Raw genomic sequence first — 12636 nt, 5'->3', positions numbered from 1 at the left:
CCCTGTCATCATTCGCTGCCTAGCAGGCAACCGCTCTCCGCTCTCTCTACTTGGTGAGAAAGGAGTTCAGTCATGATTCCGTCGATTATTCGCTGGTCCGTGGGCAACCGCTTTCTGGTGCTGTTATTGACCATCATGCTCACCGCCTGGGGGCTCTGGTCGGTCAAGCAAACCCCGGTGGATGCCCTGCCGGATCTCTCCGATGTGCAGGTGATCATCAAGACCTCCTATCCGGGCCAGGCGCCCCAGGTGGTGGAGGATCAGGTGACCTACCCGCTTACCACCGCCATGCTGGCGGTGCCGGGGGCGACCACGGTGCGCGGCTACTCCTTCTTCGGCGACTCCTTCGTCTATGTGTTGTTTGACGACAACACCGACCTCTACTGGGCCCGCGCCCGGGTGCTGGAGTATTTGAGCCAGGTGGCCCCCAATCTGCCCGCCTCTGCCCGCCCCCAGCTCGGCCCCGATGCCACCGGGGTGGGCTGGGTCTATCAATACGCGCTGGTGGACAGAACTGGCAAGCATGACCTCAGCCAGCTCACCTCCCTGCAGAACTGGTTCCTTAAATACGAGTTGCAGACGGTGGAGGGGGTCTCCGAGGTCGCCACAGTCGGCGGCATGGTGCGCCAGTATCAGGTGCGGGTCGATCCGGACAAGCTGCGCGCCTACGGCATTCCGCTCTCCCTTATCGAGACCGCCATCAAACAGGGCAATCAGGAGACAGGTGCCTCCGTCATCGAGATGGCGGAAGCGGAGTACATGGTGCGCTCCAACGGCTATCTGAAAAGCGTCGAGGATCTGAAGCAGATTCCGCTCGGCACCACGGTACGCGGCGCCCCGCTGCTGCTCGGCGATGTGGCGGATGTGGTCACCGGCCCCCAGAGCCGGCGCGGTATTGCCGAGCTCAACGGCGAAGGAGAAGTGGTCGGTGGCATCATCGTCATGCGCTACGGCGAGAATGCCCAGCACACCATCGACGGGGTCAAGGCACGGCTGGCGGAGCTGAAAAGCAGCCTGCCGGAAGGAGTAGAGATCGTCACCGTCTATGATCGATCCGACCTTATCCAGCGCGCCATCGACAACCTCTCCGGCAAGCTGCTGGAGGAGTTCGCCGTGGTGGTGCTGGTCTGTCTGGCCTTCCTGTTCCACCTGCGCTCGTCACTGGTGGTGGTCATCACCCTGCCCATCGCCATTCTGGTGGCCTTTATCGTCATGCACCTGCAGGGGATCAACGCCAACATCATGTCGCTCGGGGGCATCGCCATCGCCATCGGCGCCATGGTGGATGGCGCCATCGTGATGATCGAGAACGTCCACAAACACATGGAGCGGGAAGCATTAACGGACAAGAACCGCTGGCGCATCATCACCGAGGCGAGCATCGAGGTGGGGCCCGCCATCTTCTTCTCCCTGCTCATCATCACCATCAGCTTTCTGCCGGTGTTCGCGCTGGAGGCACAGGAGGGGCGGATGTTCCACCCCCTCGCCTTCACCAAGACCTACGCCATGGCCGCCGCTGCCGCGCTCGCCATCACGCTGGTGCCGGTGATCATGGGTTACTTCATCCGTGGCAAGGTGCTGGCGGAGCAGGCCAACCCGCTGAACCGTGGCTTAAGCCAGGGCTATATGCCGCTGCTCAAGGCCGTCTTGGCCCGCCCGAAAACCACTCTGGCTGTCGCCGCCGTGGTCACGGTGGCGGGCTTCTGGCCGCTCAAATACCTCGGCTCCGAGTTCATTCCGCCGCTCGATGAGGGGGACATCATGTATATGCCCACCACGGCAGCCAATATCTCGGTGGGCAAGGCGCGGGAGATTTTGCAGCAGACCGACAAGCTCATTCGTACCGTGCCCGAGGTGCAGAACGTGTTCGGCAAGGCGGGGCGCGCCGAATCGGCCACCGACCCCGCCGATCTGGTGATGATGGAGACCAGCATCCAGCTCAAGCCCCGGGATCAGTGGCGCCCCGGCATGACCCCGGAGAAGCTCAAGGAGGAGCTAGACTCCCTCATCCGCTTCCCCGGTCTCACCAACGCCTGGGTGCCCCCCATCAAGACCCGCATCGACATGCTGGCCACCGGTATCAAGACCCCGGTCGGCATCAAGATAGCGGGGCCGGATCTCAAGGTGATCCAGCAGCTCGGCCAACAGCTTGAGCAGATTGTCAGCAAGGTGGAGGGCGCCTCATCGGTCTACGCCGAGCGGGTGGCCGGCGGCCGCTATGTGAAGGTGGATATCGACCGGCTGAAAGCAGCACGCTATGGCCTCAACATCGCCGATGTGCAGGCGGTGCTCGCCACCGCGGTGGGCGGCATGGAGGTGGGCCAGACCATCGAGGGGCGCGAGCGCTACCCCATCAACCTGCGCTACCCCCAGAGCTATCGCGACTCGGTGGCGAGCCTCGAGCTGCTGCCGGTGGTGACGCCGAGCGGGGCACGCATCGCCCTGGCGGATGTGGCGCGGGTCTACATCAGCGATGAAGCCCCCATGCTGCGCAGTGAAAACGCGCGCCTCAACGGCTGGGTCTACGTCGACATTCGCGGCCGCGACATTGGCTCCTTCGTCGATGAGGCCAAAGCCGAGGTGGGCAAGCAGCTGGTGCTGCCGGCCGGCTACGCCCTCACCTGGTCTGGCCAATACGAGTACATGGAACGAGCCAAGGCGCGACTCGCCTACGTGGTGCCGCTGACGGTCGCCATTATCGTGCTGCTGCTCTATCTGGCGTTTCGCCGCGTTCAGGAGGTGCTGCTCATTCTCACCACCTTACCGCTGGCGGTGGTGGGCGGGATCTGGACCCTCTGGCTGCTCGACTTCAACCTATCGGTGGCAGTCGGGGTGGGCTTTATCGCCCTGGCCGGGGTGGCGGTGGAAACCGGCGTCTTGATGCTGGTCTACCTCAACCATGCCTGGGATGACCTCGTAGCCTGCGGCAAGCCGGACAAGGCGGGGCTGCACCGGGCGGTGATCCACGGCGCCGCCCTGCGCCTGCGACCCAAGATGATGACGGTGGTGACTATCATCGCCGGCCTCTTGCCCATCATGTGGAGCCATGGCACCGGATCCGAGGTGATGCAGCGCATCGCCGCCCCCATGATCGGCGGCATGGTGAGCGCGCTGGTGCTGACCCTGTTGGTGCTGCCAGCGGCCTACTACCTGTGGCGCAGTCGCAGCCTTGGCAAGGGCGCGAACCCGCAATCTGAATAACCCGATTTCACGATCCATATTGACTGAGCGATGAGGAAACCATCATGAACTACAAAACGCTGACCCTGACATTGCTGCTTGGCCTTGCCACCCAGACCAACCTGCAAGCCGAAGAGATGATGCACCATGAAGGGCACGAGATGAGCCAGACGGGTGAGATGAGCGAACAGGCCGCAATGGTGATGACCAAGGGGGTCATTACCCGCCTCGATGAGGGGAGCGGCAAAGTCGGCATCAAGCACGAGGCGATCGAGAATCTCAAGATGCCCGCCATGACCATGGTCTTTCGAGTGGCAGATCCGGCACAGCTCAAGGGGCTGAAGGTGGGGGATGCCATCCACTTTCATGCCGAAAGCCAGAGCGGCAAGCTCACAGTGACAGCCATCCAGCCGCAATAAACGGCTCTAGCTCGCCGAAAAGGTCACGATAGACAGTGACAACGCAAGAGGGAGGCATCAGCCTCCCTCTTCTTTTGATCAACCTGTTCGTGTGGTCAACCTCTGGCACGCGATAGCACTCAGCTGCGGGTTGCCAGCAACTGCTCCACATCCTCGATCACCTTGAGAGCCGCCTGCGGGCCGCCACTGGAGGTCCAGAGCGACCCGTCCACGGCGCCAAAGCGCTTGGCCTTGATCACCGGCAGCTGCTGGAACGCCGGGGTCTGCTCCGCCTGACGCATGGCATCCACCGCATCGCCGGTGGCGCTCAGGGTACCGACCACCAGCCAGTCAGCATCCAGCAGATTGAGGGACTCCAGACTCAGCGCCGGTGAGTGGGGTGCGCCAGTCCCCTGTTGTTTGTCCGGACGTACCAGCCCCATCGACTCCACTACGCTGCTGGCAAAGGTGCCCTGATACATAAAGCTCGGCCCCTTGGGGTTCCAGCGCACTATGCTGATGCTCTCCCCCTGATGCTTGGCCAGCTTGCTGCGAGCCTGAGTCAACCGCTCGGCATACTGCAGCAAGAAAGTATCCCCTTGCTGGTCGCGGTTGAGGGTGTGGGCGGTGCGGCGGAAGCTATCCTGCCAAGGCTCACCCCACTTGCTGGTCACCACGGTCGGCGCGATCTCCCCCAGCAAGGTCAGCAGCTCGGGACGGGTCTGGCCGGTCAGGATAAGGTCGGGCTCCAGCGCAATCAGCGACTCCAGATTGGGGCTGTCGAGATCGCCGATCACCTGGATCCCCATGCCCGCCTTGTTCAGCAAATAGCGAGGCAAGGTGGGTTGACCACGGCCATTGACGGCGCCGATGGGGGTCAGCCCCAAGGTCAGGGTGCTGTCGAGTTCGAGCTCGCTCAGCACCACCACCCGCGTTGGCTGGACTGGCACCTGCACCTTCTGGCCAAACGCATCGGTCACTTCACGCATCTCTTGCGCCTGAACCAGCGGCGCGGCCAGCATCAGGATGGCTGCTGCTAGGGCGGCAAAACGCTTCATCATCTCACTCCTTCTCGTTGCACGGCCCGGATAATCGGCCGCGTAAATACACTCGGCGGGCCAACAGAGCAGGCCCATATGACTCAACTCACCGAACGCAGGGAACGGCCATGTTCGTGACGACGGGGCACGATAATGGGCGCCCCGTCGCCGGGGGCAAGCAGAATGTCGACACTGGTCTGGTAGAGCCGGTCGATTAGATCCTTGGTCACCACCTCCCGGGCCGGGCCCATGGCGGCAATGGTCCCCTCGCCGATGGCGATCAACTCGTCACAGTAGCGGGCCGCCATCGCCAGATCGTGGATCACCAGCAGCACGGTTTTGCCTTCGGCGGTGATGCGATGGATCGCCTCCATCACCTCGGTCTGGTGACCAATATCGAGGGCGCTGGTGGGCTCGTCGAGCAGCACCATGTCGCTGTCCTGGGCCAGGATCATCGCAAGCCACGCCCGCTGCGCCTGCCCGCCGGAGAGGGACGCGGCGCTCTGCTGCCAGATGCTTTCAAGCTGCATCCGCTCGCAGGCAATACGCACCATGCGGGCATCCTCCTCGCCCCACTGATTGAACCAGCCCTGATGGGGGTGACGGCCATACTGCACCAACTGCTCCACCAGAATGCCGGCAGGCAGGGTCGGTCGCTGGGGCAAATAGGCGAGCTCCCGCGCCAGCCCCTTCATGGGGTAGCTTGCAAGCGGCTTGCCTTTGAGCAGGATCTCGCCGCGTTGGGCTTTCATCTGGCCGGAGAGCAGCTTGAGCAGGGTCGATTTGCCGCAGCCGTTGGGGCCGACGATCCCCACCAGCTTGCCCCTCGGCACGCTGAAAGAGATGTCCCGCAAAATGGGGGTCTGCTGATAGGCGAAATGGAGGCGATTTACGGTGAGCGTCATCAGTCAGCCCTCTGGCGATCGTTAACGAGAAGAAACAGCAGCAACAAGCCGCCGAGAATGCGGGTCATGATGCCGGTCGCCACCTCGTGGGGGCTGGCCAGCACCCGGACCAGGGTATCGCTGGCAAGCAGCAGCAGGGCGCCGCTAAGCGCCGCCAGCCAGAGCGGCACCACCCGGTCTTTCACCAGCCAGGAGGCAAGAATGGGGGCCGCCATGGCGATAAAGACCACGGGGCCGCCGATGGCGGTGCCGAGCGCTGCCACCAGAATGGCCTGGGCCAGAATGCCCAGTTGTACCCGATCGCCGTTGACGCCAAGCCCTCTGGCCATCTCGGGACCAAAGCGCAGCACCGCCAGCGAGCGGGAGAGATAGACAATCCACGGGCAGAGCAGCAGCAACAGGATGGCGATGGGGGTGACGGTGCTGTAACCCACGGCGATAAAGCTGCCCATATTCCACAGATAGAGGGAGCTCAGGTGCAGCAGGGCCTGGGTGGACATCACAAACTGGCCGAGCGCCTCGAACAGCTCGGAGAGGCCGATGCCGATCACCACGAACAGATAGCCCTGCTCACCCGGTTTGCGGCAGAGGGCATAGAGCACCAGCGCCGCGAAGATAGCGCCGATGGGGGCAGCCCACCAGGGCCAGCTGCCTACCGTCAAGTAGAGGGAGAAGACGATGATGGCCAGAGAGGCCCCGTTGTTGACCCCCACCATGTCGGGTGTGGCCAGCCGGTTGCGAACCAGCGTCTGCACCAGACAGCCGGAAAGCCCCATGGCGGCACCCGCCACCATGACCCCAAGAATGCGCGGCAGCCGGATCTTGAACAGGGTGAGCTGCTCAAGCCGCGTCCCCTCCCCCAGCAGGGTGTTGACCACCCCGGCAAAGCCAAGCTTGCCGCCGCCAACGCTCAGGGCCAGCAGAGCAAGCGCCAGCAGCGCCACGGCCAGCAGTACCAGCCAGCGCCAGCTTGGCAGATGGAGCAGCAAAGAGCGGTTGCCGGCCCGCAGGCAGAGCATATCGGTAGGTGTACGCATCAGCCCCTCACTTGACGGTCAGCAGGGTACGAAAGCCCCCGCGATGGACGATGGCGATCAGCACTGGTGCGCCGATCAGGGCCAGAATGACCCCGTTGGGCAGCTCGAACGGCTGGATCAGCCAGCGCGCCAGAATGTCGGCCAACAGCAGAAACAGCATGCCGAACAGGGCGGAGAAACAGACCTGCACCGACAGCTTCACCGGCTCCACCAATCGGCCACAGTAGGCGGCCAGAAAGCCGACAAAGCCGATGGGGCCGGCGATGGCGATGGCACTGGCGGTAAACAGGGTAGCGGCCAACAGCACGCCAATTCGCACCCGGTTTGGGCGGATCCCGAGCGCCTGGGCCTGACTGTCCCCCATCTGCATCAGGGTCAGCTGGCGACAGAGCAGCAAGGTGATGACAAACGCCGCCAGCACGAAGGGCAGCACGGCAATGATGGCATCGAGATTGGCCGCCGACAGGGAGCCGAGGTTCCAGAAGCGGTACTGCTCCAGCACCATCTTGTTGGAGAGCAGCAAAAAGCTGGAGAGACCGCCGAAGGTGGCCGAGAGCGCCACCCCGACCAGAATGAGCTTCAGCGGATTGGAGCGGCCAATCATCATACCAAGCCCCAGCACAATCACGTTGCCGAGCAGCGCGCCTAGTCCGGCCCAGAGCAGATAGCCGTAAGCGGACTCCACCCCAAACCAGGTGAGCCCCACCACCAGCGCAAAGACGGCCCCAGCGTTGACCCCGAGCAGGCCGGGCTCCGCCAGCGGGTTGCGGGTCGCGCTCTGCAACAAGGAGGCCGCCAGAGATAAAGAGGCGCCGACCACCATGGCACAGAGGGTGCGCGGGATCCGCAAGGTATTGAGCACCATGGCGAGCTTCTCGTCGCCAGCCCAGCGGGAATCCCCCATCAGGTAGCCGAGTACCTCGCGGGCACCATAAACACCCGCACCGGTGGCGAGCGAGAGAGAAAGCAGTATGAACAGGAGGAATAATCCCAGCCAGAACAGCGAGGTCTGGTCTCTAAACACCCTTTAACTCCTTATGATTGCAATGCCATCTTGTTGACACAAAAGCCGTCATCCGAGGTGATACCGTGGCAACAACGGAAGCCCGCCAGTGCGGGCTCCGCTCAGCCATTACAGCTTGTAGGCCACACCGGCATAGACAGTGCGCCCGTCGAGGATCTGATCGGCCTCGGTGGCAACCCAGTCACGCTTGGTATTGGTCAGGTTGTTGAGCCCGAACTTCAGATCCAGTGCCCGGGTGGCGTTCCAGACAGCCCCGATATCCAGGGTGTGGAATCCGGCGGTGGTCTCATAGGTGGTGCCGCTCATGCGCGGAACCGGCAGGATCTGGCTGCCGGTGTAGTTCCAGCCGAGCTGGGTACTCAGGCTCTCGATGACCTGCCACTCCAGCTTGGCGTTGGCGGTATGCTCCGGCGTCCGATAGAGATCCTTGCCGCTGGTCTTGTCCTCTCCGTCGATCAGGGTGACGTTGCAGGAAAGGGTCAGGGTATCGGTGATATCAAACCAGCCGCTCAGCTCCACCCCCTTGATGCGGGCCTTGCTGACGTTCTGATAGGTCATCACCGCCGGACGCCAGGTGGAGGTCCATGCCTCGCTCTGGATCTTGTCCTTGATATCGTTGTGGAAGGCGGTAATCCCGGCGCCCCAGAACGAACCATCATAGGCGGTGCCCAGCTCGTAGCTGACGGCGGTTTCCGGCTTCAGATCCGGGTTGCCCACCACCGCGCAGCGACCGCGACAGGCAGCTACGGCATAATCCGGGTTGGACTGGGCAATGGTCGGCGCCTTGAACGCCTTGCCAATGCCGCCCTTGACCACCCAGTTGTCCGTCAGGCTGTAGAGGGCATAACCACGGGGGCTGAACTCGGTGCCATAGGTCTCGTGGTGATCGACCCGGCCACTCAGGGTCAACGCCAGATCGCCAAAGCCAAACTCATCCTGCAGATAGAGCGCGCTCTGGTTGACGCTGACATCGCCCCCCTTGAGGTTGACGTTATGCTTGAGTTCGGTGATGCGGTACTCGGCACCGCTGGTCAGCAGGTGGCTGCCCAGATTACCGCTCAGCTGGCCATCGAAGGTGTGGTTGGTCTGGCTCACATCGCCGCTGGTCTTGCTCAGCGCCGTCATCAGTTCGGAGTCGTCAAACAGGTCAACCTGCTCGAAGGCATAGCCGACCCGGCTGTCGAACTGATCCCAACGGCCGACGTGGGTGGCGTTGAGTCCCAGTCGTTCCATCTGCTGGATGTTGCGCGGCGTCTGGCCGTAGTTGTTCCAGTGGGCCTCGCGATCGTCTTTGGCGTAGTTCATCCCTACATCCAGATCCTGACGATCATCGATCAACCATTTGACGTTGGAGAGGATCCCCAGCTTTTCACGCTGCTCGATGGCATCGGCCTTGGGGTTGATGCTCTGCTCGCTCTGCCAGGCATCCCTGTGGTTCCCTTCCACCACCAGGTTGGCCAGCAGCTTGTTGTCGATCAGCGCCCCGCCCACATAGGCGCTCGCCTTGTTGATAGTCCCGCCGTGACCATCGGTGGGATCGCTGAAGGTATAGGTGGCCGCCGCTTCGGTCTTCTCCCCGGGTTGGCGCAAGATGACGTTGACCACCCCACCCAGCGCATCGGCACCGTAGAGGGAGGAGATGGGGCCACGGATCACTTCGATACGCTCAATGGCCGCCATCGGGATGGCGGAGAGATCGAAATCATTGCCATAACCGGAGGTAAGAGCATCGCGGGAGCTGATACGCCGGCCATTGACCAGCAACAGGGTGTAATCCCCCTCCAGCCCGCGCAACTTGATCTCGCTGCGGCCGTAGCTGGTAGCAGGGCTGATATTGACCCCCGGCAACTGTTTCAGAGCGCCGGTCAGATCATTGACATTGAGCTTGTCGAGCTCGGCCCGGGTCACCACAGAGACGCTGGCCGGGGCGGTCAGCTCGCTGTGCCGGGTTTTACTCGCCGTCACCACCATAGTTTCATGAGCGGCGACAGGCGCAGTCCCTTGGGCCAGAACTGGCAGGGTAAAAAGGGACAACACCAGCGGATGCACTGCAAATCGTCGGGATGATGTACGCATCATCAACACTCCACATAAAACAACCAGGGCCAACACCACCGACATCCCTGTCTGACCTCGCCAGACCCGGTGCAAAGTGATGGAGTTCATTGGCATGAACAGTCGTCCATGCCCCATCACCCCGAACATCAGTGCATTACGGCAGGCCCTGCGTTGTGCTATGCCACTCGCAGCCATCAATAACAAAAGCGCCATACCGACTGACATCGGGACGGCGCAATACTAAATGCAAATCATTTTTATTTGCAAGCGTAAATCAGGTATTCTTTCGCATCCGCTTAATTATCCATCACATCGTGACGGGTCTGGTGATAGGCCTCTTCACTCTTGCCCCGGCGCCAGTACGGCACGGCGTAGAGCGACTGGCGATCCACCTCAAGCACGGAGCGAAAATGGCGGCGCAGCGGCAGCACCAGCGCCTCTTCCCCACCCAGCCAGAAGAAGCCACCATCGCGCACCAGCGGCAGAGCAATCACATGCTCCAGCAGGCCGCTGGACTCGGGCTCACCGACAAACCAGTGACAGCGCACCCCGACCGGCAGCGTCAACGGTTGAGCATCGGCCCGATCCGGCACCAGAATCGCAATTTCCCCTCTGGCCTCGGCAGGCATCACCTCACACATCGCTATGATGGCGGGCAAGGCGGTGAGATCCCCTACCAGACAGTAGTGATCGGCCGGTTGCAGCATGGGGTTGGGACCACCCGGCCCGGAGAGGATCACCTTCTCTCCCGGCTTGGCATGGGTAGCAAAGGCGCTGGCGGGCCCGCCTTCACCGTGCAGCACGAAGTCGATATCAATTTCCTGCTCATCACGGCGAAACGCGCGGATGGTGTAGGTGCGGATAACCGGCTTGTCCGCCGGGTCACTCCAGCGCGGGCCGCTCGGGGTCATTGCAGGCAGCACCGGCTCTACCTGATGGGGCTGGGCCAGCATCACCTTGATATGGGCCCCACCGCAGGTAAAGGGATAGTCAGCCAACTCGCTGCCACCAAAGGTGATGCGACGCAAATGGGGGGTGATCTGGGTAATGGCTTTGACAGTCAGCAGACGGGGACGATTGGGAGGCAGAGATGGGGACACGATGGGGCTCCTCGTTGAGTGTGTCGCCCATGCTACACGCAAATAGGAATCACTATCAAATAAGATTATTTCTCGTCTAATAGCTACAAGCTGGATTCAAACATCCCCAACCACTGGCGTCCACACCCTAATCCAGAAATAGACTTTATGCACGCTAGCTCCATGATTGGGCAAAGAAAGCAGCCGGACAACGCCACCGTTACAAAGGGTTCCATTTGCTTATTTCGACCATAGTTTTTCGAGATCAAATTTTATTTCCCAATAAGTTTCCTATCCTTAGTGAAGCAGTTAATGTAAGCACAGGATGCCAAACAGGATTGTATGATGGATGACCAGATCCTGATTATTGATGATGACGATCTCTCCCTCCCCGACGCACAGCAAGCGGGCTGGAAGGTGATGATTGTTGACGATGAGCCTGAAGTGCATCGCATCACCAAAATCACCTTGAACAAATTCGAGTTTGACAATCGCCCCATCGATTTTCTGCATGCCTATTCCGCGGCGCAGGCCAAAGAGTTACTGGCCACCACCCCGGACGTTGCTCTGTTGCTGCTGGACGTGGTGATGGAGGTCGACCACGCCGGCCTCGATGTCGTCAAATACGTCCGTGAAGATCTGCAAAACAAGATGGTACGCATCGTGTTGCGTACCGGCCAACCCGGCCAGGCGCCGGAAGATGACGTGGTCACCAACTACGACATCAACGACTACAAGGATAAAACCGAGCTCACCTCCCAGAAGCTGCGCACCCTGCTGCGGGCCAGCCTGCGCTCCTATCGGGATATCCGAACCCTGGAGAGTAACCGCCAGGGGCTGGAAAAAGTCATCGAAGCCTCCAAGGGGATCTTTGAGAAACGGGCCTTGCGCCAGTTTGTCGAAGGAGCCCAGGAGCAGCTCAGCGCCTTGCTCCATCTGGGGGAAACCCAGATATACGACGTCAAGCAATACGCCTATGAGGTGAAGGATCAAGTATTGGAGCCCCTGCTCCCCGGCCATCCCGCCATGCTCCTCACGGACGCGCCGGAGATCCTGCGCCAGGCTATGAGCAAGCGCAGCAATGTCTATAACGCCACCCAGATGGTGCTCTACTGCCAGAATCCGCGCCACCACCTGCTGTTCCACATCGAGACCACCCGCCAGCTCAGCCAGATCGATACCAGTCTGCTGACCCTGTTTACCGAAAACATCATAGTGGCGCTGGAGAATATCCGGCTCAATGAGGTGATCGCCGACAACCAGCGGGAGATCATCTATCGCATCGGCGAACTGGTCGAAACCCGTTCAAAAGAGTCAGGGCTGCACGTCAAACGGGTCGCGCTCTATACCGAACAATTCTGCCACCTGATGGGCATGAGCGAAGAGCAGAGCGAGCTGGTGAAACGTGCCTCGCCGCTCCATGACATTGGCAAGGTGGGAATTCCCGATGCCATCTTGCACAAGCCGGGCAAGCTGACACCGGAGGAGTGGGAGATCATGAAAACCCACGCCCAGCTCGGGCAGGATATGCTCTCCGGCAGCGATTTGGCGCTGTTTCAGATTGGTGCCACCATCGCTGGCAATCACCATGAGAAGTGGAATGGCAGTGGCTATCCCCGCGGTCTGAAAGGGACGGATATTCCGCTGGAGGGGCGAATTGTGGCGCTGGCTGACGTGTTCGATGCCCTGGGTTCGGATCGCTGCTACAAGAAGGCATGGCCGCTGGACAAGGTGCTGGCCCTGATTGAAGAGGAGAAAGGGCAGCATTTCGACCCCCAGCTGGTCGAGCTGATGATGGCCAATCTGGACAAGTTCCTCGAGATCCGCGAGCAGAACAAGGATGTCTATATCGGCGAACACTGATAGCCAGCTTGTTCTGTTTATGAACTCAAAAATACCGCCCTGCTTATCAGGG

The 12636-nt window shown here is 61.2% G+C and carries 9 protein-coding genes; 3 read left to right on the top strand and 6 right to left on the bottom strand.

Going from position 1 to position 12636, the window contains the following annotated elements; all coding sequences use genetic code 11:
* Positions 1 to 72: 72 nt before the first annotated feature.
* On the top strand, positions 73 to 3201 hold the full coding sequence (locus ACTG2O_RS11655; protein ID WP_439975804.1) for an efflux RND transporter permease subunit: 3129 nt from the start codon (positions 73 to 75) through the stop codon (positions 3199 to 3201).
* A 44-nt stretch (positions 3202 to 3245) separates the two neighbouring features.
* Positions 3246 to 3599, top strand: coding sequence for a copper-binding protein (locus tag ACTG2O_RS11650; protein ID WP_042656965.1), 354 nt, complete (start codon positions 3246 to 3248; stop codon positions 3597 to 3599).
* A 119-nt stretch (positions 3600 to 3718) separates the two neighbouring features.
* On the opposite strand, the gene ACTG2O_RS11645 is transcribed toward ACTG2O_RS11650, so the two are convergent.
* The 6 genes from ACTG2O_RS11645 to ACTG2O_RS11620 form a co-directional block, all read right to left on the bottom strand.
* Positions 3719 to 4636 carry an ABC transporter substrate-binding protein gene (locus tag ACTG2O_RS11645; protein WP_376902931.1) on the bottom strand — a complete coding sequence of 306 codons (918 nt, stop codon included), beginning with the start codon at positions 4634 to 4636 and terminating at the stop codon, positions 3719 to 3721.
* Positions 4637 to 4719: 83 nt separating this feature from the next.
* Entirely contained in the window at positions 4720 to 5523 is an 804-nt protein-coding gene (locus tag ACTG2O_RS11640) for an ABC transporter ATP-binding protein (RefSeq protein WP_439975802.1), read from the bottom strand.
* Entirely contained in the window at positions 5523 to 6560 is a 1038-nt protein-coding gene (locus ACTG2O_RS11635; protein ID WP_439975800.1) for a FecCD family ABC transporter permease, read from the bottom strand. Before ACTG2O_RS11635 ends, ACTG2O_RS11640 begins: the two co-directional genes overlap by 1 nt.
* A 7-nt stretch (positions 6561 to 6567) precedes the next feature.
* Positions 6568 to 7584 (bottom strand): FecCD family ABC transporter permease, encoded by a 1017-nt coding sequence (locus ACTG2O_RS11630; RefSeq protein WP_139473788.1) that lies wholly within the window; start codon positions 7582 to 7584, stop codon positions 6568 to 6570.
* Between the two features lie 108 nt (positions 7585 to 7692).
* On the bottom strand, positions 7693 to 9660 hold the full coding sequence (locus ACTG2O_RS11625; protein WP_439976661.1) for a TonB-dependent receptor domain-containing protein: 1968 nt from the start codon (positions 9658 to 9660) through the stop codon (positions 7693 to 7695).
* A gap of 278 nt (positions 9661 to 9938) precedes the next feature.
* Positions 9939 to 10742 carry a siderophore-interacting protein gene (locus tag ACTG2O_RS11620; RefSeq protein ID WP_019446606.1) on the bottom strand — a complete coding sequence of 268 codons (804 nt, stop codon included), beginning with the start codon at positions 10740 to 10742 and terminating at the stop codon, positions 9939 to 9941.
* Between the two features lie 324 nt (positions 10743 to 11066).
* Between ACTG2O_RS11620 and ACTG2O_RS11615 the strand changes: the two genes are divergently transcribed.
* Positions 11067 to 12584 (top strand): HD domain-containing phosphohydrolase, encoded by a 1518-nt coding sequence (locus ACTG2O_RS11615; RefSeq protein WP_019446605.1) that lies wholly within the window; start codon positions 11067 to 11069, stop codon positions 12582 to 12584.
* Positions 12585 to 12636: the final 52 nt, after the last annotated feature.

Source organism: Aeromonas sp. 61P (assembly GCF_051919545.1).
Taxonomy (GTDB): Bacteria; Pseudomonadota; Gammaproteobacteria; order Enterobacterales; family Aeromonadaceae; genus Aeromonas; species Aeromonas veronii.
Note: the sequence above shows the minus strand (reverse complement) of the source record. Positions and strands in the feature narration are given on the sequence as shown.

Excerpts from the sequence above, each read along its gene's own strand:
- ACTG2O_RS11655 (WP_439975804.1), top strand. The coding sequence starts at position 73 with ATGATTCCGTCGATTATTCGCTGGTCCGTGGGCAACCGCTTTCTGGTG.
- ACTG2O_RS11650 (WP_042656965.1), top strand. The coding sequence starts at position 3,246 with ATGAACTACAAAACGCTGACCCTGACATTGCTGCTTGGCCTTGCCACC.
- ACTG2O_RS11645 (WP_376902931.1), bottom strand. The coding sequence starts at position 4,636 with ATGAAGCGTTTTGCCGCCCTAGCAGCAGCCATCCTGATGCTGGCCGCG.
- ACTG2O_RS11640 (WP_439975802.1), bottom strand. The coding sequence starts at position 5,523 with ATGACGCTCACCGTAAATCGCCTCCATTTCGCCTATCAGCAGACCCCC.
- ACTG2O_RS11635 (WP_439975800.1), bottom strand. The coding sequence starts at position 6,560 with ATGCGTACACCTACCGATATGCTCTGCCTGCGGGCCGGCAACCGCTCT.
- ACTG2O_RS11625 (WP_439976661.1), bottom strand. The coding sequence starts at position 9,660 with ATGCGTACATCATCCCGACGATTTGCAGTGCATCCGCTGGTGTTGTCC.
- ACTG2O_RS11615 (WP_019446605.1), top strand. The coding sequence starts at position 11,067 with ATGGATGACCAGATCCTGATTATTGATGATGACGATCTCTCCCTCCCC.